Genomic DNA, 24,230 nt, shown 5'->3' with positions numbered 1-24,230 from the left:
AAGGATACAGAACCGATCCAAGTGGGGCGCAACATGTCTGGTGGGACGCGGGTGCTCTTAGCCGTTTTAATGCTTATTACTCTGTTCCTGTGTATGGTTAGTTTCAGTGGCCGGGCTATTTCCTATGTAGTGATGCACCCCTTTGAAACGATTTTGAATAAGCCGAGTGAACCGGAAAAATCGAAACTTAAGGAGCCAAAAGCTTCTTCTACGCTTGAGACGCATTCCAGCACTCCAGCCAGCACACACAAGGCGACCCAATCTAGTAAGCCTACATCGCCAGCGCAGTCAACTGAGCCAGATGCATCAAGAGGTGTAACGGAAACTGTTTCTTTGTCGGAAGCGCCTCTCACCACTGAAAGCAGCATCACTTCCGAAGGCACCTATACGGTGCAAGAAGGTGACACGCTGGATGGCCTAGCTATGCAGTATCAGACAACAATTGATGCACTGATGTTGGCAAATGGATTGGAATCGACTGCTATCAATGTGGGACAGGTACTGACTATCCCACAAGGGTACTGACAGAAGGAGTAGGGTATGAAAGAAGTAGTCATTATTATCAAAGAACAATTGAATAATCTGGGCATCATATTTCGCATGTCTAAGTACGAAGAGAAAGCCACCTACCAAAGCCATTATCTTGGGCTTATGTGGCAAATTCTCAATCCGATGATTCAAATTGGCATTTACTACATGATTTTTGGGTTGGGTGTCAACGGTGGTCGTCAGATCAGTGGGGTTCCATTCATTGTCTGGATGCTTGTGGGGATAACCGCATGGTTTTTCATAAGTAGAGCCATTTTAGGGGCCTCTAACAGTATCTACCGCAATGTAGGGTTGGTTGCTAAGATGAAGTTTCCAGTTAGCGCATTGCCTTCCATTTCGATGGTCAGTGGCCTAACCAACTTTTTTTGGATGTTGCTTATTACATTTCTATTTTTACTTAGTGCCGGCATCTATCCAACCTTGTATTGGCTGCAAAGCTTATACTACTTTGCGGCAATGATCATCTTTATTTTTTCATTCAGTATCTTAAATGCCACTTTAACAACCTTGGTTCGTGATTACCAAATCATGTTGCAATCGATCTTCCGAGTGTTGTTTTATGTATCAGGTCCTATTTGGAACATTGAAAACCGTAATTTGCCTCTTGGGTTGATCAGAATTATGAAACTGAATCCTTTTTATTATATCATTGAGGGATTTCGCGATAGTTTCCTATCGAGAGGGTGGTTTTGGGAAAAGGGCAATTACACGATGATTTTCTGGCTGATGGCTTTAGTCCTATTGATTGTCGGTTCCCACCTTCACTTGAAGTTTAGAGCCAAGTTCGTTGATTACATTTAAAAGGATGAACGCACATTGAAAAAGATTATTGAGGCAGTCTATCACACCATTGTTGAAATTTTATTTTCAATTCTAGGCTACTTTCCAAAAAAGAACCTGTTTTTCTTTGAAAGCTTTCATGGGAAGCAATACAGCGATAATCCCAGAGCCATTTATGAATATATACAAAAGGCACATCCAGAGTATCATTGTGTCTGGGCGGTGAAAAAAGGCTATGAACAGCCCTTTATCGACGCCAATGTTCCTTATGTTTCTCGTTTAGGTATCCGATGGCTGTGCACCATGCCTAGAGCCCAATATTGGGTTTTTAATACAAGAATGCCTTTGTGGATGAAGAAAGGGAAAGGAACCACGTATATTCAAACGTGGCATGGCACACCGCTAAAAAAATTGGGACTGGATATACAGTCCGTCAAAATGCCAGGTATAGAGACGGAGACCTATAAGGAGGCTTTTGTTAAGGAAACGCAGCGCTGGAATTATTTAATTTCTCCTAATTCGTACAGCAGCAACATTTTTCAAGGAGCTTTTGGCTTTGAAGGAACGATACTTGAAACAGGATACCCAAGAAATGATCTACTGGTAGATGAGAAGAATCTGGAAGAGAATCGTCGGGAAATAAAAAAGAAGCTGAAGATTGATCAACATAAGAAAATTGTTCTCTATGCACCAACTTGGAGGGATGACCACTATTTTGTCAAAGGAGCGTACCGCTTTGACAATCGCTTTCCATTCGAAGAGCTGCTTCAAACAGATGAAAATCTAGTGATTTTGGTACGGTTGCATTACTTGGTGGCTGAGACCTTGGATTTGTCTCAATATGGTGAACGGGTACTTGATTGCTCTTCGTATGAAGATGTTAAGGAACTCCTTGTTATCGCTGATCTCCTGATCACTGATTATTCATCAGTGCTGTTCGACTATGCGATTACAGACAAGCCAATGATTTTTTACATGTATGATTACCAAAAATATAGAGAAGAGATACGGGGGTTCTATTTTGATCCGGTACCCGTTCTGCCGGGACCTGTGGTGAAAACAGAAGTGGAATTAGTAAGTCGAGTTAGCTATTTTCTAAGCACCGGTCACTTGGATTATCTTCAGAGATATATGGCATTCAAAAAGGAGTTTGTCCATCTTTCAGAAGCCGGGGCTTCTCAGGAAATATTGAATAAAATTGCTGATAAAACTTGAGTTCTTTATCAGTTGCTTAGCTGATTCAAAATATAGTTTTTGTAAAGGGGCTTTGTCATTTCAGTTTTAGGTGGTGCTGGATATATGATGTATAGGGTTCCATACCATGTGGTAGCTGGTCAAAAAAGGCTACGAAGTGGTAGTAGTGGATAATCTAGCATTAGGCCACAGGAAAGCTGTTTCATTGGTGCTCACTTTTTACACAGTAGATATAAGGGATCAAGAATGTTTAAGAGGTGTGTTTCAAAAATAAACGATCGATAGTGTGATTCATTTTGCTATCAATTCGTTAGTGGGTGAGTCTTTTGAATACCCATTGAAATATTTCAACAATAATGTGTACGGTATGTAGCTTCTTTTGGAAGTCATGCAGGAATTTCAAGTGAAGAAACTGGTCTTTTCAAGTACTGCAGACATCTATGGCAAACCGGAAGTAACACCAATCCTTTGGATTCCAATGTACACAGATATCAAGCAGATTATGGAACTGGCACAGTTCCCCTGGAGGGTACGAAGACCGAGGATAAGCCTCAGTAAGTAGCGTTCGGATGGGAATTGTCAGGTAATCAATAGAACGGACTGGAATTTTGTAAAGTCAAAAAGAAGGAAGTTGAACGATGAAACGTGTAATTACTTATGGAACATTCGATCTGCTTCATTACGGGCATATTAATTTGTTGCGAAGAGCCAAAGAACAAGGTGAGTATCTGATTGTTGCCCTTTCCACAGATGAGTTTAATTGGAGTGAGAAACAGAAAAAGTGCTACTTTCCCTATGATAAGCGCAAGCACCTTTTGGAAGCCATCCGCTATGTGGATCTGGTGATTCCTGAAAATAGTTGGGAACAAAAGATTACAGATATTAAGGAGTACCATGTAGATACCTTTGTGATGGGGGATGATTGGGCAGGGAAGTTTGACTTTATTGAGGAACAGACAACTGCCCAGGTGATTTATCTACCTAGAACCCCAGAGGTGTCAACGACACAGATAAAAAGGGATTTGACACACTAATTATAGTTTAACCCTGCAGTATAGAACATTTAAATGGAGGAACAAAGTTGGAAAAAGATGTTAGCATTAGAGATGAGTTCAAGGAATATCAGTATCTTTTAGATGACGTTTCATGGAAGGAAGAGCTTCCAGGATTTAAGTTATACGCTTCTAAGATCACTGTCTCCAAGCCGAAAGTTTCAGTGATTATTGCCAATTATAATAACGAGCCTTACTTGGCTAGAATGATGGACTCACTGATGAATCAGACCTTGGGAATTAATAACATACAAGTGATGTTTATTGACGATCGCTCGACAGACAATTCTTTGGCTGTAGTCAAACCTTACGCAGAAAGATACCCTAATGTGGAAATCTATCATTTGTCGAAAAATACTGGTGGAGCCCATGGACCAAGAAATGTAGGTCTGTTGAATGCGCGTGGTGAATATCTTGTTTTCCTGGATGCAGACGATTGGTATGCGCTCGATGGGCTGGAAATGTTGGCGAATCTTCTGGATAAATCAGGGGATGGCATTGCTTTTGGTGGGATTATGCGAAGCACAAATGGGGAATTGTTCCGCGGCGATCCGTCGTATATTGAACTGGATACAATGAATCGCTCCATCGAAGACCTTCCGTATGATTTCTATAGTTGGCTTGGGCCGCAGGCGAACATGGTTCGAGCATCCATAGTTTATGGCAACAACCTTCATTTTATCAATCAGCGTGTGGCGGATGATGTGACATTTTTTCTTCAAGTGTTGCGTTTTTCTAAAACAGTTTCTCAAACAAAGGCCCTCATTACCTATTTGAATCGTGATGATGACAATATGAGTTTGAGTAAGTCGGTGAACGAAACCTTTATGATTTCTTGGTTACGTGCTCTGTCTTATTTGAAGAACACCTATGCAATGGATACTTCTATGGAGAAGTTCATGGCAAGGCGGTTGGAATGGCTAGTTCTGGACTTTGCTCTTCGCTGGGATACAGGCTACGGGTTTAACAAGGAAAAAGTTGCTCACTTTGCTGATATGATTCAAAAATATCTAGGTGAGCTGAGTTTTGATCCTGTAGATTATTTCAAAACAAATGCGCGTAAAATCGTTTGGCAAGCTCTTCAAACACGCGATTTTGATTTTTTAGTTCGTTTTTATGAATGGTATTCCCTTCCATTCTTTGATAAAAGGCTGGAGTTAATTGATGATCATTATTACTATGTTCCCGATAACGCTGACCTTCCCAAGGTTGAAGTTAATACCCGGATTGAAGGTAGCGATGTTTTGGTGGATGATCAGCAGATCATTTTGGATTTTAACATATACACAAATGAACACATGAACTTCTGTGAATTGAGAAGTCTGCACAATCCTTGGGACAGCAGAACTGTTCCTATTCAACACTTGGAGGGAACACATTATCAAGTTGCCATCAGCCGTGAGTTTTATGAGGAACTAGATTATGATGCATATGAAGTGTTTATCCGATCGAATAACTATCATGATAACCCGATCTTGATTAATCAAGTTGAGCAGTTGACAGACAAAGATACGGTTATCCGCAATATCAATAATAGTGTCGCTATCGAAAGAATAAAGGTCGATACAGGTAATTATCTGATTACCAAGGAACTCACCGGAGATCTGATAGACAGTAGTAAAGCTTTCGCAATCGGAGAAGTTGTGACGGTTGTTGACTCATCCTTTTTAACGGGTGGGGAGTATGCCTTCTTGTTGGAAAACGGAGATCGTTTAACAATTGATTTAAAATACACACAGAAATTACCTGCATATGTGAACAACGAGATGGTCAAACGCTTATCCAAAGAGTACCATCTGAAAACGGGGTACCTACGTGTTCTTGACGCAGTGGATATTTATAAATCACCAGAGTTGTTAAAGAACGATAAATTTGACTTTGGCTATGTTAAGGATCAGGTGGTGTTATCGGACCGCATTGTATTTTCAGAAAAACTTCTTCCAGCTTTAGGTGTGGAAGGAGACAAGTTCATCTCTGCATCTATTGATGGAGTTATGCCGGTCACCATCCAACAAGAGGAAGACTATATCTTTGATCTGGGCGCCTATTATGTTATTGTGCGGGAGTTGCCAGTGTATGAAACTCCTTCGTTTAGTAGTTCGGTAACCAAGGTGTTGAATTATCGCGATATTTTGATAGTGGAAATGGTGTTGATGACCGATGACAATCGCTTCATGCTTCAAATAGGTGAGAATCAATACATCTCTGGTATTCGTTCCAATATTCAAAAATATGATGAGCTGCCTGATGATGAGTACTACCATATCGGAAAGAACTTCATTGTCGTAGCAGATGAATTACCAGTATACACATCAGAGGAGATGACGGATGAGATAAAGACGGATGTTGTATTAGCGAAAGGAACGTTATTAGTAGCGACAAGCTTTGATATTTCAAGTTCAGGTGATTACAGTATTGCTATCGCCAAAGACCGATATGTCTCTGCTAAAAAAGCAGGTGTTACTTTATTGAATGATGAGTTGAATATTTCAAGCTATTGCGTGCGTTCAGGCAAGTACCTCGTGATGAGCAAGCAAGAGAAAGGGTATCGTTCACCGAATTTTGGCAATCGCTTTAAGTCAAGAACCTACAAGAAGGAAACAGTGTTAAATGCTGTGGGATTTGCTATCTCAGAAAAAGGTTATCCTCGATTGAAACTTGATGACGGCAATTACGTAACATCAAATCAGAAGTACATCAAATTTAAAGGAGAATAGCTGTGAAAAAAGTTTATGAATTAATCCCTATCCAAATGCCTGTTTTTACTGAGCAAACCATTGAACTCGAATTGCGTGAACCGATCACTGTGTTGGCTATGGGGCTGTATAACTTTGCAAATGAATGTGTTCAAAAAATTGAGCAGACATGTTATAAAATAGAAGGAAACATGGTTCAATTGTTTCCTGGGAAATTGGATGTACCTGCGTTGTCAGAGCTAATTCTAGGCGTTACTACAGAGAGCGGATTGGGTTACTTCCACTTTGCCCAGCGTCAGTCAAAACACCTGTGGGAATGCTATGCTGATTTTGGTATTCCAGAGGGTAGTTTGTTGAATACCTATGGTTTTCTGAATCTAGGGGGAAAGCTAATGTTAATATCTGCTGCAAAGTTTGAAGTGGACACCCATACTTTGAGAATCCCTTATAGCGCAGTTATGAATCAAATTGAGCTTTCAAGAAAAGGATTGCTGTTTTCGATGGATATTACCTTCGATTCAAATCGGTTTGCTCCTGATGACAGTAGCATCAGTCCCTATTTATTTTTGGTAGATCGCGAAAAACAAAACAACCTTGCAATTGACAGCTATAAAGTTGAAAAAGTCGGAGAGCACTTTACAATAAGCGGAACAGTGAATCTGCAAAATATTACGGTGTTCGGAAACTATTGCTTTGGGGTTGAGGTGAACAATCAGCAGCGATGCTACCATCTCGATTGTTATAAAATTTCTGAAGCTCTTTTCATGGATATACACCCCTACACCAATGATCGCTTTGTATACCAATTCTATGATTGCGAGCTGTTCTGGTTTGACCGTGAAGGTGTGATTTTGCGCATTGGTGACGAATCTGAGAAGAAGACGACACTTCCGCTGTTTGGAAACTACTCATTTAGCAAACGTCTTTCAGAAAAGGACAAGAAGAATTGGCTAGAAAGCTACAACCAGTTCAAAAAGGATTGGCTGCACCGCTCTTCGTATAGGGTGTTTGAATAGACGAAATAAATTCGAAAACAGCGAGGTAGGAAAGTGATGAACAAGGATTATGATATCGGTGTACTAGGTTGGTGGTATGGAGAAAACTATGGCTCTATGCTAACCTACTATGCACTTAACCAGACACTTAAAAAAATGGGTTATTCAGTACTGATGATTCACGAAGCACTTGGATACAACGGATGGCGAGTTCACTGGGAAGAGGACATAGCTCCGTTGGAATTTGCACGTCGTGTGGGGTATGACTTCACAGAACAGGTTCACTACTCAGAAATGGGAAAGTTGAACGAAGTTTGTCGTAATTTTATGGTTGGCTCAGACCAACTATGGAATCCATTGATTGGTCGTGTGAACGATGATTTGTTTTTAGATTTTGTCTCTGATGGAAACGGAAGATTTGCGTACGGTACCTCATTTGGAAACAGAGACACGGACAAGTTCTCGTCTGATTTTATTGAGCGTCATCAAAAGGATTTGAGTAAATTTAATGCACTTTCGGTTCGTGAGGATTATGCAGTAGATATCGCTCGAGATATTTTCCATGTTGAAGCGAAACAGGTTGTCGATCCAGTCTTTCTTTTGGAACAAGTTGATTATGTCAAATTAGCAGAAAAATCTGAGTTTAAACTTCCTGAAAAATATTTACTAGCGTTCATCCTAGATCCCAATGAAGGAAAACGGTCAGCAATTGAAGCAGCAGCTAAAAAGCTTAACTTTGATAAGATTGTTGTGCTGGCAAATCCAGAGGATAGAGGGACATCTGAAAAGATATTCGGCGGTGATACGTTTACGATTGTAGAGAACAATATGCCAGAAAATTGGCTGAATGCTTATAAGAATGCAGGCTACGTTATCACAGATAGTTTTCACGGTTCATGTTTTGCATTTATTTTTGAACGTCCGTTTTCAGCATTTTATAACCTGGTTCGAGGAGCTGATCGCTTTGTCAATCTAATGAATCTATTTGGGTTGGGCGAACAGCGAAGGATCTACGAAACAGATACATTGGATGACTTGAATGCAAATAGCAACGTTTCTTTACAAATAGATTTTGAACAAGGCAAAAATAATGTAAGCAAGAGGAAGACAGCATCATTAACATGGTTTGAAAAAGTACTCTCAGAAGCTGTGCCGATAGTTAGCTTGGAGGATCAGGTTGAGGCGTTGAAAAAAGAGAATGAAATTTTGAAACAGACCATTGCGATCTTAAGTCGAGACATTCTAAAATAGGAGGAACCTTTTATGGCAAAAAAGTATGATGTTGGAATTTTGGGATGGTGGTATGGGCAGAACTATGGCTCTATGTTAACCTACTATTCCTTTAATAAGGCCGTGACAAACATGGGTTATTCAGTTGTGATGATTCACGAGGCACTGGGGTACAATGGCTGGCGTGTTAAATGGGGCACAGATATTGAGCCGATGAACTTCGCTCGACGTCAAGGATACAACTTCACTGAACAGCAGCATTTTTCAGAAAATAAAAATTTAAATGAGCTGGCTGACACCTTTATGGTCGGAAGCGATCAGCTGTGGAATCCTCATATCGGACGCGTGAATGATGATCTCTTTTTAGACTTCACCGATGACGATAAGAAAAGAATCGCATACGCGACTTCTTTCGGAAACGCGAACAAAGATAAATTCAAACCAGAATTCATTTCAAAACACAAAGCCAATTTGGAACGATTTGATGCTATTTCCGTACGGGAAAATTACGCTGTTGATATCGCTGAAAATGTTTTTGGTGTCTATACTGATCAAGTTTTAGATCCAGTGTTTCTATTAGACCAGAGTGAATTTAGCCAGTTGGCTGAAGGAGCAACGACTAGACCTGAGGGCGATTACCTTTTGTCATTCATCCTAGATCCGACCGAAGAGAAGAAACGTGTCATAAATGCAAGTGCTTCTAAGCTTGGAATCACAAAAGTTGTAGTTATTACGGATGCCAGTGAGCAGAGCTTGGCTATTGCTAGGAAAGTATTTAACGAAGAGATGTTTGAAGTCATTTCAGAAGTCAAACCAGAAAACTATTTATATGCCTATAAGAATGCAAAGTATGTGATTACAGACAGTTTCCACGGCTCTTGTTTTTCATTTATCTTTAGAAAACCTTTTTCAGTTTTCTTTAATAATAAACGAGGAGCTGACCGCTTTAAAAATTTGATGGATCTCTTTGGCTTAGGTGATTCACGCAGAATTTATGAGACGGCTACGGACGAGGAAATCCAAAAGAATGAGAATGTCAGCTATAGCATTGACTACACTAAAGCTGTAGGACAAGTGGCTGTTGAACGAGAAAAATCATTGAACTGGCTTAAGTTAGCATTAAGTGAACCGAAGAAAAAAGAAAAAATATTGCCAACAAGTTCTACTGCCTCCATCCCGACAACAAAAGCACCTGCTGCAACAAAGGATGTTGTTCAAGAAGATATGGTTGCCAAAGTTTTGAAAAATCCAGATACTGTTAAAGCAAGAATACTTGTTTCATTATTGCACGAATATGGGATAAAGCATATTGTGCTTTCACCGGGGGGACGTGATTTAACGCTGGTTCGTCTTGTGGAAAACAATACAAAACTATTCAAGAGTTATCATGTAACGGATGAACGAAGTGCAGGCTATTTTGCACTGGGACTTGCTGTGAAGCTGGGTGAGCCCGTAGCGATGATCTGCACGAGTGGGACAGCAGCCAGTAATTACCTGCCGGCTATTACCGAAGCATTTTTCCAAGGGGTTCCATTAATTGCAATCACCGCAGATAGATACCCTATGTGGGCATTTCAAGGGGAGGATCAAACGATTCCTCAGAATGATATGTATGGAAAGGTTGTTAAAAAATCAGTTACTACGCCTGTGACCGAAGGTCCAAGAAGCGAGTGGGAAACAAGAAGACTGGTTTCTGAAGCCATTCTGGAAGCTACTCATAACGGCTCTGGACCCGTGCATATTAATATGCCTTTTGACAAAGTTGAAAACATTGCACCTCCAAAAGAAGTTTATGTACTTCCAAAAGTGAAAATGATTCGAAGAGTCACCAGAAATGATGCTGATACAAAATGGCAAGAGTACGTGACTCACTTGAAGAAGAGCAAGCGAATTTTGATTCTTTACGGACAAAATTTCAAGCCGACAGTGAAGCAGCAGGAAAAGATTGATGCTTTTGCTTCAAAATATAATTGTGTGATCTTGGCAGATTGGCTCTCAAACCTTTGGGGTGAAAATGTGGTCCATTCATTCAATTCTTTAAGAGCAATGCAACAGCTTGAGTTTAATAAGGAGCTGCTACCTGATATTGTCATCACAGTTGGTGGTAAGTCAGTGATGAATCATCCAATTAACTTTAAGCTTAGAAGAGCGCCACAATCAATGAGACATTGGAGAGTAGCGCCTGATGGAAACATAGCAGATCTATACTTCCACTTGACGTCTGTTTTGGAATGTACGCAGGATTGGTTCTTTGAATATTTCTCTGATCATACGGGAGATATTTCAAACAACAAAGAGTATTTGAATAAGTGGAAGGAACTGGATCTTAAACATCCAGCTCCTACGCACACCGTGTACAACCAAAAGTATATTACACAGCAGTTAATGTTGAGCATGCCTGAGCATTCGATCTATCATCTAGGCGTAGGTCATACTTTTATGATGGCCCATACAGAGGCGCTTCAACCAGAAAAGCAATTCGAAGTGTATTGTAACATGGGAACAAATGGTATCGACGGATCAAGTTCAAGCTTCATGGGACAAGCGGAATTAGCGTCTGAAGACCAACTGGCTTTCTTGGTGATCGGCGATATGAGTTTCTTTTATGACATGAATTCAGTTTGGAACAAGAAACTGAGAGGGAACTTAAGAATTGTATTGTTGAATAACAGTGGATCAGGATTGCTGAAGCACTATAGGAGCCCTGGCATAACTCAACAGCATGCGACAATTGCTGAAGGATGGGTCAAATCTTTAGGCTTCACCTACCTATCTTCAAAAGATAAAGATGGATTTGATACGAACCTGAAGAGATTTACTTCTAGCGACATAGATGAGTCTATGTTTTTCGAAGTGTTCATCTAAAATCATGGTAGGCTGGGACAAGTGAACTTGTCCCAGCCTCTTAAAAAATAGAGGGTGACAAAAGTAGGCATTGTGGCTGATGAGCGGTCATACATGGGATTTCATTCAAACGGACGTTCATTTTGTAAGTGCCCTTTGCTGTTGCTGTACAATCAACTCGAGAGGAACGTAAAGAATGAATAAAAAGAATGTCTTACTCATTGGAGGTACTGGTGCCATGGGGGTGTATCTTGTTCCTGAATTACTTCAGTCAGGTTACAGAGTTTATGTAACCTCACGAAGAAAAATTGAAAGTGAAAATGAAAATCTTTTTTACATTCAAGGAAACGGGCATGACCTAGAATTTGTTAAAGAAATATGCGATGGCAATACTATTTCAGTAATTATTGACTTTATGGTCTATTCGACTATCGAATTTGAAGAAAGATGTGAATCGTTACTTGAGTTGTCTTCACATTATTTCTTTCTTTCGAGCTATCGCGTTTTTGCGAACCAAGATGAAGTAATTACTGAGCGTTCGCCAAAGCTTCTTGATGTTGTAAAAGATTCAGCATATCTTAAGACAGATGAGTATGCACTTACTAAGGCACGACAGGAAGTCATTCTAAGAAACGCTAGTAAAAGGAATTGGACAATTATTCGTCCTTCAATCACGTATTCAAAGGAACGTTTTCAATTAGGAGCATTGGAAGCGAATTTGACTGTAGGACGAGCCCTTCGTCAAGTACCAACTATTATTGCAGAACCTATGCTAGATAAGAGCACTACAATGACCTGGGCAGGGGATGTCGCCAAAATGATTGTTGGCCTAATTGGAAATAAAAAATCTCTTGGGGAAGATTTTAATGTTGTGACTGCAGAGCATCATACCTGGAAAGAAGTAGCCGACTATTACAATCAAGTTATTCATTTAGATTGTGTGCCAATTAATTTGAATGACTATATGAGGATAACCAAAAGAAAATGGCAAGTCCTGTACGATCGATTGTATGATCGGGTCTTAGATAATTCCAAAATATTAGCATATACAGGCTTACGACAGGAGAATTTCAAGCCTTTGTTAGAAGGTTTGAAGGATGAGTTAGGAAAAATCAATCGATCTCGTTATCTAAATTCTCAAAGAAGTTGGGAATTCCATGCAGCTCTTGATTATCACACAAATTCAAGAGTTAATCTAACAAATGTGGCAGATGGGCCAAAAGGCATCTATTTAGCTGAAATAAAAAGATTAGAAGAATTATCGATAGATGGATCAGAAAAAAGGATAGCAAGGTTCGATATCGCGATTTCTAACTCTTTATGGAAAGCTAGGGCTCTACCTTGGAATGATTATACTGAATTAGTTCGTATTCATACTCATGTACTTGGAAAACCGTCAAAAGGTGAAAATAGATGGGTGAATATTCGGCTAGGTCAGCTTCTCCAGCAATGGAAAAAATATAAGCTGAAATTAGTATTAAAAGTTAGTGGCCCTGATTTTATCAAGCCATTTTTGAGCGGTGGAGGAAACATACAAAAATTAGAGGAAATAAGTGTAGAGACAGATCAATGGAGAACTGTCGAGTATGATATCATTGTTGATCAGGCGGGCTTGGAGTTTCTTTCATTCACGGCTACTGATATCCCTATTTCTGGAAATAGCATTTCTATAAAGAAGTGTTTGGTTAGTAAAGTTGATGTTTAGTGAAATAAATGTATTCTCGAGTCGGCTTGAGTTTTATTAGTTATACCTTAATATAATATTTTATAAACGTGTTCAAATAAAGAATAGTTTTGAATTTCCTTCAAAATTTGGGCGAGTTTGAGATATAATTGTTTCTTATCATTACAAAGTCAGAGGAGAAGAAGAATGAAATATAATACAAAAAGCTATGACTATCTGATCGTTGGAGCGGGGCCCTTCGGAGCAATCTTCGCGCATGAAGCTGCCAAGCGGGGGAAATCATCCCTCATTATCGAAAAGCGTAGCCATATTGGCGGCAATATGTATACGCACAAAGAGCATGGAATTAATGTTCATGACTACGGTGCGCACATTTTTCACACCGACAACAAAGAAGTTTGGGACTACGTTAACAAGTTTACTGAGTTTAATGGGTACATTAATCAGGTAGTCGCCAACTTCAAGGGAGAGCTTTATAATCTGCCATTTAACATGAACACGTTTTATCAAATATGGGGTACTAAAACACCCGCTGAAGCGAAAGCTAAAATTGAGGAACAAAAACAAGCAGCTGGAATCACAGGCGTACCGAAAAACTTGGAGGAGCAAGCCATCAGTTTGATCGGAACAGATATTTATGAAAAACTGATCAGAGGTTATACTGAAAAGCAATGGGGTCGCAAAGCCACTGAGCTTCCAAGCTTTATTATTCGTCGTCTGCCAACACGTTTCATTTTTGATAATAACTATTTCAATCATCGTTACCAAGGGGTTCCCGTTGATGGTTACGCCCCTATCTTCGAAAGGATGCTAGATCATTCATTGATCGACGTCCATTTGGATACTGATTTCCTTGGTGAAAAGGAGCTGTTCCTAGAAGAATTCCCTCGTATTGTGTACACAGGGATGATTGACGCCTTCTTTGATTACAAGTACGGTGAACTGGAATATCGCTCTGTTCGCTTTGAATCTGAAACCTTAGATACAGAGAATGCACAGGGAAATGCAGTGATCAACTATACCGATGCGGAAACCCCTTATACTCGTGTGATGGAATGGCGGCACTTTGATCAAAAAGGGGACGAAGGAAAGACGATCCTTACCCATGAATTTCCTCAAGAATGGGATCGCACTAAAGAAGCCTATTATCCAGTTAACGATCAAAAGAATTCGGAGATTTTTAAGAAATATAAGGATGAAACGAAATCTCAGGATCAAGTGCTTTTTGGCGGTCGTCTTGGGGCCTATCAATACTATGATATGGATCAGGTATTTGGAGCAGCTTTAAAAGCAGTTCAAAAGGAATTTGAGTAATACTAGATACATTGAGAGGATGGAGGAAAGGCATTGTGAGGTCACAAGTGATTTCTAATAAAAAGATAAGACATCTGTATGCACTAGGCTATGAATCTGCTAAGATTGATGATCATCTAGTCTTGTATGAGAGCCGTGATGGGCGATCAATTACCGATTCACCTCTAGCTATTTTTATGAAGCTGGCTGTAGATCCACAATATAACTATCTCAAACATGTTTGGGTTATCAATGAGCATTCCAAAGTATTGTTACAATCAATCCCGGAAAACCTTCGCAGTTCAGTCGAACTCGTACTGCGGAATTCCAAGCGTTATGTGGAGTGTCTGTTACAGGCGAAATATTTGATTAACAATTCGACATTTCCTTCATTTTTTTCTAAGCGCCAAGATCAAATCTATATCAACACTTGGCACGGAACCCCGTTAAAGTCTATGGGATATGATATCCCAGGAGACCCTTCCCATTCTCAAAACGTGGTTAGAAACCTTTTGATGACGGACTATCTATTAACACCGAATGCGCACACCACGGAAGTCTTTTCGGAAAGCTATCGCTTGAAAGGGCTCTACCCAGGGATGATTTTGGAAGGCGGGTATCCAAGAATTGATTTGACTATCGGCACGCATAGAGATGTCTTGGTTGGAGAACTTCTGACAGAGGGAGTTAAGATTGATCCGCAGCTACCGAATATTTTATATATGCCTACATGGCGAGGAGACTCAGTCTCTTCGCCCAAAAATAACATAGAACAGACAATCCAAGAGGTGCTGCATCTTTCAGACTTCTTTCAGGGTAGGTACAATGTGTTGTTGAAAGTGCATCCTTATGTGTTTAACCAAGTCAATCAACGCAGTGAGCTTCGCGGAGTGCTGATCAATGACCGACATGATGCAAATCGTATTCTTTCAATGACGGATGTTTTGATTACTGATTTTTCAAGTGTCTTTTTTGACTATTTAGTTACTGAAAAACCAATCATCTTTTATGCTTGGGATCAGGACTTGTACGAAAATGAACGCGGCATGTATTTTGATATGTCGGAACTGCCTGGCCCGATTCTTTCAACCATTATGGAGGTTGAGGACACCATTGAGAAGATCAAGGAAGTTACCGACGTTTATCAAGAAAAATACTTAGCGATGAAAGACAAGATGACGCCCTATGATGATGGCAAGGTGACCGAGAGAGTGGTCGAACGCATTTTTGGTACACGGAAAGTCGATTCTCAAAAAATGAAGGAGCTATCCCTTCGGCAGCCTGAAAGAAAAAAAATACTCATCTATCCAGGCGGCATGATGAATAATGGGATTACTACAAGCTTCTTAAATTTGGTCAATACGATTGACCACCAGAAGTATGATATCACCGTTTTTACACAAGCACCCAATGGACAAACACTGAACAATATCATGAAGATTCCCAAACAAGTGCGTATCATTTTTAAACCAGGTGCCCCCATTTTTACCAAAAGGGAAGAACTGCGTAACAAAGAAATACAGCAAAATAAGCAAGTGAAAGAGTATCCGGAAGCAGCTTACAAAAGGGAAAGCCGGCGTCTTTTTTCGGGGATTATCTTTGATGTGGTGATTGACTTCAGCGGTTATAGTTTCTATTGGGCTAAATTTTTTGCATTTTCATCCTCCCCAAAAAAGCTAATCTTTCAGCATAATGACTTGTGGGAGGACTCCCATAAGGAAGTGGCTGGGCAGCAGCCCCACCTGAAGAATATGCAGCCGATGTTTTGCTCATACCATTTATTCGATGAAATTGTAAATGTTTCTGAATCCTTAATGCAGATTAATGAGCAAAAACTATCTAAGTATATTGGGACAACTAGAATGAGCTATGTCACCAATCTGCTGGATTTGAAAAAGCTCTTTACCCCTGAAGAGATCTCGTCTGATGGTAATGTTTTGGAGTTTGAAGTAGTCAACAGCCACTTTTTGGTGAGTACACCGATGACAGTCCGCATTGGTAAGAGCCTACAGGATGTGTTGACAGACCAGACAGAAACATATGAATTGAAAGAAAGGGATCAAATAATTTCTGTTGCAAAGTACCAAGAGGAGCAAGCAAGCTTCCACAAGGTATTGATCAATCATATTTATGTTGGTTGGTTAGCCGAGGAGAATCTGCTGGGCTTGGAGAGCAGTTCCATTTTTTCTGAGAAAGAGGTTCATTTGGTCGCAAGTATTCGAAGAAAAGAGAATTGTCTTATCTACTCAGGAATTCCTGGAAGTGATTCTGAGGTGTTTGTGAGAAGCTATTTGAAATATTTATCGAAGCGATATGTCTGGGTGACAAAGCAATGTGAAACTACACGCGGAAAATACTACTTTATCAAAGATGGTAAGACTCCCTTAGGTTGGGTGGAAGAGAAGGCCTTAGCGAATTGGCATGAGATTTCCCCACTTTCCCTAATGCAAGGGTACTTTAAGCTCAAGAATAGAAAGCATCTTTTGACGGTGATGGATCGGCTAGATCAGGAAAAGTACAAAGTGGCTTTCGACGATGAAAAACTGCTAGTCATTTATTCTGAGCCACAAGGACTTGTTGGTAGCTATATTCGATCGAATGGTTATTTACCACAGCCCTTTAAAACATATCATTCGATTGCTCAGGCAGTGGTGAAAAATGTTCAGTGGGATCTATTAGCAGAAAATGAGAAAATTCTAGGATGGATAAAACGAAAGGGTCATATCCTGTTAAAGCAAGCCGATGTTGGTGAAAAGAGACAGAAAGACCCTGTGCTAAACTGGGTCAAGGCCCAAATGGCACCTACTGACGTGAACTATGTAATGATGGGACGTTTTTCTCCTGAAAAGAATCATTCTGGGCTCATTGAGGCGTTCAGTAACATATGTAAAAATATACCTGAGGCAAAACTCTATCTGCTAGGTGAAGGGGTGTTGTTTTCCGCGATTGAAAAAGAAGTAGTATCTATGGATCTAGCCGAACGAGTCGTTTTTCTAGGGCAAGTAGATAATCCCTTTCCTATTTTGAGATTGATGGATGTTTTTATTTTACCTTCTCTGTATGAAGGGCAGCCAATGGTTCTCTTAGAATCTCTGGCACTTGGCTTAAAGGTGGTTGCTACCAATATTCCACAGAATGCCTACGTTTTGGGTGAAGGAAGCACGTATGGCCTCCTGACTGAGGGCACAGATGCTGAAAGTCTCAAACAAGGGATGCTCAATATTTTGAATCCCAATTTGGTTTTTGAAGTATTTGACTATGTTGCCTATAATGAGGCTGCGTTACAGCGTTTTTATACTGTTATCGGATAATGAAGGCTAGGTGATGGTGGTGGCTGAAATGTGAAAAGTAAAGGATGGAGTAAAGTGATTAAAGATTTGGATGTATTGAAGGACTTAATAGTGCTCAATACCATAGGTAGTAGTGTTTTTGACTACTATGTTAATCAAGGTGTTACGGATATTACGTTGTATACAATGACGATTTGGTTCCTACTGTCTGGGCGTAAAGTTTCTGGAGTCCGATAAAAATTGTACATGTTTTTGGTGATAAAGTAAGAAATTATAAGGTGAATACTGGCGAGCGAATAAGGAGTAACATTTTAAAAGGCGTCAAGGAATTACCGGATGAAAATATGCCGGTTGTTATGGTAGCGCAGACTAAGCTTGCTTCAAATAATCTAAAACATATTACCAAACTAATTAATTATTCAAGGATTAAGCATCTACTATTGGATAATGTTTTAGACTACGCCAAAAAAATGAAGAAGAATGTAATTTTTTTAAGGAGTGGGTAACTCTCAGCAAGGAAGAGCACTTAAAGAAAATGTCTGATATCTATGCTTTGGAGCGTGAAAAAGATGAAGAATATGTTTCTGAGATGCTTGAAAAAGGAATATTTAATACAATAAGAAATCAAGAGGGTATTCACTTTTTGGAAGACAGACATGGAAAATATGTAAATGCCGAAAATGGGTATCGTATAGTGAAGAATACTCATGGTTATTCAATTAATCAAATTTACACTTTTGGAAATTCTATCTGCTTAGGATCATACACTGATGATGACCATACTATTCAAAGTGCATTGCAGAATAAACTGAACACCTATTATAATAATATTCCACCCTACGCGGTTATCAATGCTGGTAATGGCGGCCATCCAAATTATGTAAAGATGTGGAAATCAATTAAATATCATGCACCCAAAGGCGGAGACGTCATTGTTCTGATGACATGGTTTTCTGAATTATTTTAGATAACCCAGAATATTTGAGACATTTTACGTTCTTTGATCTTCAATCAGAGTTAGGTGTTTTTGATCGGCCACATACATTTGGCAAATCCGTCTGGATAAATGGATCACATTTGACTGATTTGGGTTATGAAAAATTAGGTGCTCTGTTGGCAGACAAGATAGTGGAGATTGATGAAAAAGAACTTCAAAATGGGAATCTCGAAGACTTTGGCACCGCTTGTTTACCTGACTTGAAAAATAGTCACTATTGGTCAATCCGGAAATTTTATCGAAATAATTTTTACGAGTTTGTTAGGACAGGCGCCTTAAGTCCACAGCACAAAATGCGATGGTTGAGCTTTAAATTAAAGGAAGAAATGAAAAAAGGGAAAACATACAGAATAACGTTTTGTATAAAGTATTCAGAGGATGTAGAAGTTCAGGTTTTTCTACATGGGCCAGGTCAAATTGAAAAATTCCCTAAACAGGAATTGTATGCAGAACAATGGACAAAATTTTCTACTCAATATACAGTAGCATATGAAGATTTACAATATTTTGGAATGACGGCGTCTAGTTTTATAACTGCTGGTAACGCATTGGCGGTTAGTTACATTGAAGTGATTGAAGTGGAAGAATAGATGGAAGCGGGAAATAATCTGACGCATAGATTTAGTAGCATGCGTTGGAGAATACAGAATTCCAAAAGACTAATCTTGATATCTTTACTTTTTAGGCTCTATTAATAATCTAGTGTTGGTGGCATGATTGTCACTGACGCTTTTTTAATTAAAAAAACAGGAAAGACATCTTAAAATCCAGTAGAATTAAAGTCGAAGAAAACCAATTCAAAGGAGTGTTTCAAGATGCCTCATTTAAATCATGTCAAAAAAATCTTAGATATTCTAGACCTTAGCCTAACTTTTGAGGAAAACTATTTTTAAAAGGTACGAATCAATGATCGGATATGCTTTCAATTTAATGCCTGTCTTACTTAATGATGTCAGTCAGTATAAAACGATTCTTTTTATCAAAAAGCAACGCTTCTTTTGTAAAGCTTGTCAACGAACTTTTTTAGCCGTTGACTCGATGAGTGGTCGGCAGGAGCCCCCCCCCCCCAATAGAATCAAGACATAAAACTAAAAACAAGCAGCTAGACAATCTCCTAACTGCTTGACTTTATCCTATTGAATTTCTTGCACCAACACTAGTTGACAATGAGCCCTTTTTTTTATGCTTTAGCCGGTGTTTTAGGTTCTCTCCCAAGAATCGCCTGTAAGACAGTCATTACACCATATGTTGCTAAAATAGCGTAGATCAGACTTGAATAAGTCGTGATATCGAAATCCCATGTTTTATAAATAACCAATACAATTGCTAATACAATACCAGCAAGTACATTGAATAAAGCGAAAGCCCAAAGGTTTCCATTTTCCTTGCGAGACAGATAGAAAACTGAAAAGCCGAGACTTAATACACCCCATGCAATACATACCAGGATTGCTGCCCAGTAAATAATAAATGCTACCACATCATTTCACCTCACTTTGTTCAGTAGTATTTTATCATGTTCTGGATTTTTTGTCATGAAAAGCTGGTGAAAAACTGTTGTTAAATGGAAATAGTTTCAGCAGGTCAACCCTGCTAAACCAATAACAATCATTATAAAAGCTAATTCGAAATATTAGATAGGAAAACATAATGATACGACAATATTTTTATTGACCGTCTCTATCCTTTACCTTACCTTATTAAAGATGAAAATGTTTAAGGGAATGGGGTGTCTGCATGTGGTTTCTACCTGCACTGCTAACAGTTTTGGCATGGCGAGCAGCAGATTTGTTTTACAAAAAAGGAAATAATCAGAGAGACTGATTTACTGCAACAAAAACGACTGTAATGGTTGGTCTGGTCAGGGGGCTTCATGTATTGTTCTACTATGTCATTTATGAGGGGATTGCCTATGATTGACGTAATATAATTCTCTATTTGTCGGTTTCTTTGATGTATATTCTATCAATGGCAATCGGCTATTTTGGTTTGCGCTATATCAAATTATCTATCTCTTCTCCCATAAGCAACTTTTCGGGTGCTGTTTCAACTTTGCTGACTTTCTTTTTACTGGGAGGTACAATGGACGGCATTCAGTTTGGAGCAGTCGTAATTATCTCCATAGGGATTTTTCTACTCTCTTTCTTTGAAAAGCAGGAATTTAACAGAGAGCTGAAAGCGGAAGGTCAAAAAATAGAAAAGAAATACAAGATCAGAGCTGTTGCAATTATTTTTCCAATCCTCCATTGTATCATTGATGGGTTGGGTCCTTTTTTAGACGGCTATTATTTGGAATTTAATCAGCTTATGTCAGAGGATTAGGTGAATGTGAGTTATGAACTCGCCTCCTTTTTTTACTGTCTGTTAAACGTGGGAGACACTTTTTTCTGATAGAAAATATAGGAGAAAACAGCTAAGCAAAAGTTTAGAGTCAAAAAAGGGAATTGTTTCACATTTTATAAGGAATAAATAAAAAAGAAAAGGAGAACATCCCAATTCAAAAAAAGATAGCGGTTACATTTTGTGATGAAAACAGAAAGGATACACCAATTATTCAGTTAAGATAGAATTAGAAAGCGGGTGACAATGATGGATAGTTTGGAAATGGCCTTGATTCAAGATATTCTGCAAAGAGACAACCTAGTGATAGAGAAACTCCTGTCTTCAAATCTTTTATCACAAATGGATTTGATAGAACATTTAAAGACGATCAACCATACTCTCAATTCCGAACTTGGTATTGAAAATCAGCAGATTTATTTATCAGATAAAGATCGGGAAAAATGTTATGGCTATCTTAAAAAGCATAAACAGATACTGTTTACTTATTATGAAGCGGATTATCGAAAAGCCCTTCTCTTTTTGAATTTGCTGTTAAGTGAAGAGGATTTGAATCTTCAGGAACTGGCGGATCAGCTGCTTGTAAGCAAAAATACTGCATTGGCAGATATTAAACGCTTGAAGCAAGACTTGGAGGAAAGTGGAATATTCCTGAAATATTCAAGAAAATCGGGATATACCTTACTTGGATCTGAATTTATCATTCGAAATGAATTAGTTAATATACTGAAAAATTTATTAAAGCAGCCTTCCGGTAAATATTTTTTGCTGGAAACAGGGTTTGTTCAGGAATACGAAGTGTTTTTGCTAAAAAGAAGACTGGCGCATCTTCAGAAAAAAGCGCAGCTTACGTTCACAGAGGAAAGTATGGAAGAATTGCCGCTGGTATTGGCTTTTCTGATTCGAAGGGCGCAATTGTTTACAAGTAACTGGCATTTTAAATTTGAGAAATATGATATCAAGAATACAAAAGAATTTCCGATGTATGCAGATATATTCAGAAATGTTTTCGGCTTAAATGAGAATGATTTGTTGTACCTGGTTCTGCAAATTCTGTCAGCAACAATGATTAACAGAAAATTGAGCCTGTCGGAAAGTGAAGAGCTTGTACGGGCGATGGATAAGTTTATTGTCTTTTTGGAAGAAGAATGCGTGATGCAGTTTCGCAGCAGAGAAGGCTTGAAAGAGAAGCTTCTGCTCCATTTAAGACCGGCAATCTATCGGTGTCTGCTGAGTATGAATATAAAGAATCCTTTGACTGATGTCTTTATCGAAGAATATAAACCGCTGTATTCAAAGATTAAGGAAGGAGTCACCGTATTTAAACAGCTTACAGGAAGAGCGTTCCCGAAAGAAGAAATTGTATTTATTGCAATGATTGTGGTCAGTTCCATGATGCACACTGCTGAAGAAACTGAAGCACCGGTTTTTAAAGCGATGGTGTTATGCCGCAGCGGTATGTCTATTTCCAAGCTTTTACTGGAAAATCTGCGGCTGCTGTTTCCAAAAATAGAATTTGTTGGAGCTTATGCTATTCACGAAGTTTCTCAGAGTGGTTTTGATCCTGATTTTATATTTACAACCATTCCGATTCACACAGAAATTACGACTTTTTTAGTGCCGCCGGTTTTAGACAGAGAGGCAAGGGAGAAAATCAAAATGCAGGTGGAACTTGCTATTAATCAGGACGTAACTAAAAAGACAAAAGAATTGTTTGGCTATCTTAGCGACTTGTTTCCAGAATTTTGTAAGGAAGATGCGTTTATGCGCATCGAAAGCTTTTATACCCAAAATAATCAACAGGAAGTTGCTGTGAAAGAAGATTATTTTCGCTTGACACCGAAACATGTCACAGTCATTGAAACAGCAACTCTGGATGAGGCATTGACTGAGGTCTTCCAGCCTTTAGAGGAGCGCCATTCTGTTACGAAAGAATACATTAGCGAATGTAAAGAAATTTTCCATCAGGACTATCCCTATATGATGATTGCCCATGAATGCTATCTCCCGCATGCAAAGCCTGAATATGGCGTGATAAAGCCGGACTATCAGATTCTTTTGATAAAAGAAAAAGTACAGCTGCCGAATCAAGAGAATATGCAAATAGTGATTGCATTGGCACCATCCATTGAAAATCAACATGTGGAGTGGCTTTTAACAATAAATCAGCTCTTTCTGGAAAAGGAGATACAGAAAGAGTTAAGTAATGTGAGATTGGACGAAGACCTCTTTTCTTTGATTGAACGAGGACTGAGTACAATCACATAAAAGTAAAAAATGTATTATTCAAAAGACATAAAGAGGTGAAAAATATGGTGGGGACAGAACTATTTAGTGAAGAGCTGATTTTTATTGAACAGGAACTGGAAGATCGAACAGCATTGTTTAAATGGTTTAACAATTACATGTTCAAAGAAGGCTATGTGAAAGAGAACTATTATCAAAGTATTTTAAAGAGAGAAGAACAGTTTCCCACGGGGATTCAGACAACAACAGTTGGAGTCGCAATCCCGCATGCTGATCCGGAGAATCTGAACGAACCATTTATTGCAGTGATTATTCCGCAAAAAAGTATTGAATTTGAACCGATGGGCATTGCTGAAGGGAAAATACAGGCAAAGTTAATCTTTATGCTGGGTGTTCTGAAAAACGGTGATCAGGTGATCGCCTTGCAGAAGCTGATGAATCTTTTATCAAATGATGAAGCTGTGCAGCAATTATTAGAGGTGAGAACGTGCAAAGAAGTCATGGCTGTTATTCAAAAGAATTTTGATCAGCCAGAATAATTATCAGGGTAAAAATAGCAGCAGAAATAGATGCATGTGTACGGCAGGAGTCAACAGCTGAAAGAGACAGGAGGAATTTGTTGCAGATTTGGTGGGAATTTTCAGAGTTATTTTAAGAAAAAAATGGCAGTATCAAAAAAAGAAATAATTATCAGACAGATAAAAATGCTGTAAGGCTTATACTTAAAAGCTGTTCAGCAGATCAGGAGGAAGAAGATGAAAAGAATTATTGTAGCATGTGGAAGCGGAGTGGCAACATCTCAGACTGTTGCAAGTAAAGTGAGTCGTCTTTTAAAAGAACGGAAAGTAGATGCTTATGTGGAGGCGGTGGATTTGAAATCAGTAGATCGTTATATGGATTCAAGCGTGGCATATATCACAATTACAAAAACAAAAAAAGAGTATCCGATTCCTGTCATTAATGGTATTGCATTTTTAACAGGGATGGGACAGGAAGCAGAGCTTCAAAAGCTGATTGATATTTGCAGTGAATAACTCAT

18 protein-coding genes and 2 pseudogenes are annotated in these 24,230 nt (G+C 39.0%); 19 read left to right on the top strand and 1 reads right to left on the bottom strand.

Features of this window, described 5'->3' with window-relative positions; genetic code table 11:
• Positions 1 to 51: 51 nt before the first annotated feature.
• The 15 genes and pseudogenes from IW492_RS18455 to IW492_RS18765 all read left to right on the top strand — a co-directional run.
• Complete coding sequence (locus IW492_RS18455; RefSeq protein WP_202068847.1) at positions 52 to 525, top strand: LysM peptidoglycan-binding domain-containing protein; 474 nt, start codon at positions 52 to 54, stop codon at positions 523 to 525.
• Between the two features lie 15 nt (positions 526 to 540).
• Positions 541 to 1,350 (top strand): ABC transporter permease, encoded by an 810-nt coding sequence (locus tag IW492_RS15850; protein ID WP_202068845.1) that lies wholly within the window; start codon positions 541 to 543, stop codon positions 1,348 to 1,350.
• 15 nt (positions 1,351 to 1,365) lie between these two features.
• Entirely contained in the window at positions 1,366 to 2,544 is a 1,179-nt protein-coding gene (locus IW492_RS15845) for a CDP-glycerol glycerophosphotransferase family protein (protein WP_202068843.1), read from the top strand.
• Positions 2,545 to 2,628: 84 nt separating this feature from the next.
• Positions 2,629 to 2,989 (top strand): annotated as a pseudogene (locus IW492_RS18170) (NAD-dependent epimerase/dehydratase family protein); the annotation flags it as partial.
• Positions 2,990 to 3,161: 172 nt separating this feature from the next.
• Positions 3,162 to 3,557 (top strand): glycerol-3-phosphate cytidylyltransferase, encoded by a 396-nt coding sequence (gene tagD / locus IW492_RS15840; RefSeq protein WP_202068841.1) that lies wholly within the window; start codon positions 3,162 to 3,164, stop codon positions 3,555 to 3,557.
• A 47-nt stretch (positions 3,558 to 3,604) separates the two neighbouring features.
• A complete protein-coding gene (locus tag IW492_RS15835) occupies positions 3,605 to 6,292 on the top strand; it encodes a glycosyltransferase family 2 protein (RefSeq protein WP_202068840.1) in 2,688 nt (895 codons plus the stop codon).
• A gap of 2 nt (positions 6,293 to 6,294) precedes the next feature.
• The gene (locus tag IW492_RS15830) at positions 6,295 to 7,287 is read left to right on the top strand and encodes a hypothetical protein (RefSeq protein ID WP_202068839.1); all 993 of its coding nucleotides are present in this window, start codon (positions 6,295 to 6,297) and stop codon (positions 7,285 to 7,287) included.
• Between the two features lie 36 nt (positions 7,288 to 7,323).
• Complete coding sequence (locus IW492_RS15825; protein WP_202068838.1) at positions 7,324 to 8,517, top strand: polysaccharide pyruvyl transferase family protein; 1,194 nt, start codon at positions 7,324 to 7,326, stop codon at positions 8,515 to 8,517.
• A gap of 12 nt (positions 8,518 to 8,529) precedes the next feature.
• Positions 8,530 to 11,361 (top strand): 2-succinyl-5-enolpyruvyl-6-hydroxy-3-cyclohexene-1-carboxylic-acid synthase, encoded by a 2,832-nt coding sequence (gene menD, locus IW492_RS15820; RefSeq protein WP_202068837.1) that lies wholly within the window; start codon positions 8,530 to 8,532, stop codon positions 11,359 to 11,361.
• A gap of 175 nt (positions 11,362 to 11,536) precedes the next feature.
• A complete protein-coding gene (locus IW492_RS15815) occupies positions 11,537 to 13,045 on the top strand; it encodes an NAD-dependent epimerase/dehydratase family protein (protein WP_202068836.1) in 1,509 nt (502 codons plus the stop codon).
• 165 nt (positions 13,046 to 13,210) lie between these two features.
• Positions 13,211 to 14,338, top strand: a complete 1,128-nt coding sequence (glf, locus tag IW492_RS15810) for a UDP-galactopyranose mutase (protein ID WP_202068835.1) — start codon at positions 13,211 to 13,213, stop codon at positions 14,336 to 14,338.
• Between the two features lie 35 nt (positions 14,339 to 14,373).
• Positions 14,374 to 17,628: a CDP-glycerol glycerophosphotransferase family protein gene (locus IW492_RS15805; protein ID WP_202068834.1), complete on the top strand. Its 3,255-nt coding sequence runs from the start codon at positions 14,374 to 14,376 to the stop codon at positions 17,626 to 17,628.
• Positions 17,629 to 18,142: 514 nt separating this feature from the next.
• Entirely contained in the window at positions 18,143 to 18,574 is a 432-nt protein-coding gene (locus IW492_RS15800; protein ID WP_202068833.1) for a hypothetical protein, read from the top strand.
• Positions 18,575 to 18,693: 119 nt separating this feature from the next.
• Positions 18,694 to 19,194, top strand: coding sequence for a hypothetical protein (locus IW492_RS15795; protein WP_202068832.1), 501 nt, complete (start codon positions 18,694 to 18,696; stop codon positions 19,192 to 19,194).
• 349 nt (positions 19,195 to 19,543) lie between these two features.
• Positions 19,544 to 19,648, top strand: a pseudogene (locus IW492_RS18765) (transposase family protein); the annotation flags it as partial.
• A gap of 136 nt (positions 19,649 to 19,784) precedes the next feature.
• Here IW492_RS18765 and IW492_RS15785 read toward each other — a convergent pair.
• The gene (locus IW492_RS15785) at positions 19,785 to 20,084 is read right to left on the bottom strand and encodes a hypothetical protein (protein WP_202068830.1); all 300 of its coding nucleotides are present in this window, start codon (positions 20,082 to 20,084) and stop codon (positions 19,785 to 19,787) included.
• A 473-nt stretch (positions 20,085 to 20,557) separates the two neighbouring features.
• Between IW492_RS15785 and IW492_RS15780 the strand changes: the two genes are divergently transcribed.
• The 4 genes from IW492_RS15780 to IW492_RS15765 all read left to right on the top strand — a co-directional run bounded on the left by IW492_RS15780 (position 20,558) and on the right by IW492_RS15765 (position 24,225).
• Positions 20,558 to 20,926 carry a hypothetical protein gene (locus IW492_RS15780; protein ID WP_202068828.1) on the top strand — a complete coding sequence of 123 codons (369 nt, stop codon included), beginning with the start codon at positions 20,558 to 20,560 and terminating at the stop codon, positions 20,924 to 20,926.
• A 267-nt stretch (positions 20,927 to 21,193) separates the two neighbouring features.
• Positions 21,194 to 23,212: a BglG family transcription antiterminator gene (locus tag IW492_RS15775; RefSeq protein ID WP_202068827.1), complete on the top strand. Its 2,019-nt coding sequence runs from the start codon at positions 21,194 to 21,196 to the stop codon at positions 23,210 to 23,212.
• 44 nt (positions 23,213 to 23,256) lie between these two features.
• The gene (locus IW492_RS15770) at positions 23,257 to 23,730 is read left to right on the top strand and encodes a PTS sugar transporter subunit IIA (protein ID WP_202068826.1); all 474 of its coding nucleotides are present in this window, start codon (positions 23,257 to 23,259) and stop codon (positions 23,728 to 23,730) included.
• A 216-nt stretch (positions 23,731 to 23,946) separates the two neighbouring features.
• A complete protein-coding gene (locus IW492_RS15765) occupies positions 23,947 to 24,225 on the top strand; it encodes a PTS sugar transporter subunit IIB (RefSeq protein WP_202068825.1) in 279 nt (92 codons plus the stop codon).
• Positions 24,226 to 24,230 lie beyond the last annotated feature (5 nt).

Origin of the sequence: Enterococcus sp. BWB1-3 (genome assembly GCF_016745275.1) — a bacterium.
Classification (GTDB): Bacteria; Bacillota; Bacilli; order Lactobacillales; family Enterococcaceae; genus Enterococcus_L.
This window is presented reverse-complemented; position numbering and strand designations above follow the sequence as displayed.

What these genes read in the sequence shown, in the direction of transcription:
- IW492_RS15850 (WP_202068845.1), top strand. Translation starts at nt 541, where the DNA reads ATGAAAGAAGTAGTCATTATTATCAAAGAACAATTGAATAATCTGGGC.
- tagD (WP_202068841.1), top strand. Translation starts at nt 3,162, where the DNA reads ATGAAACGTGTAATTACTTATGGAACATTCGATCTGCTTCATTACGGG.
- IW492_RS15825 (WP_202068838.1), top strand. Translation starts at nt 7,324, where the DNA reads ATGAACAAGGATTATGATATCGGTGTACTAGGTTGGTGGTATGGAGAA.
- menD (WP_202068837.1), top strand. Translation starts at nt 8,530, where the DNA reads ATGGCAAAAAAGTATGATGTTGGAATTTTGGGATGGTGGTATGGGCAG.
- IW492_RS15815 (WP_202068836.1), top strand. Translation starts at nt 11,537, where the DNA reads ATGAATAAAAAGAATGTCTTACTCATTGGAGGTACTGGTGCCATGGGG.
- glf (WP_202068835.1), top strand. Translation starts at nt 13,211, where the DNA reads ATGAAATATAATACAAAAAGCTATGACTATCTGATCGTTGGAGCGGGG.
- IW492_RS15800 (WP_202068833.1), top strand. Translation starts at nt 18,143, where the DNA reads ATGTCTGATATCTATGCTTTGGAGCGTGAAAAAGATGAAGAATATGTT.
- IW492_RS15780 (WP_202068828.1), top strand. Translation starts at nt 20,558, where the DNA reads ATGTATATTCTATCAATGGCAATCGGCTATTTTGGTTTGCGCTATATC.
- IW492_RS15775 (WP_202068827.1), top strand. Translation starts at nt 21,194, where the DNA reads ATGGATAGTTTGGAAATGGCCTTGATTCAAGATATTCTGCAAAGAGAC.
- IW492_RS15770 (WP_202068826.1), top strand. Translation starts at nt 23,257, where the DNA reads ATGGTGGGGACAGAACTATTTAGTGAAGAGCTGATTTTTATTGAACAG.
- IW492_RS15765 (WP_202068825.1), top strand. Translation starts at nt 23,947, where the DNA reads ATGAAAAGAATTATTGTAGCATGTGGAAGCGGAGTGGCAACATCTCAG.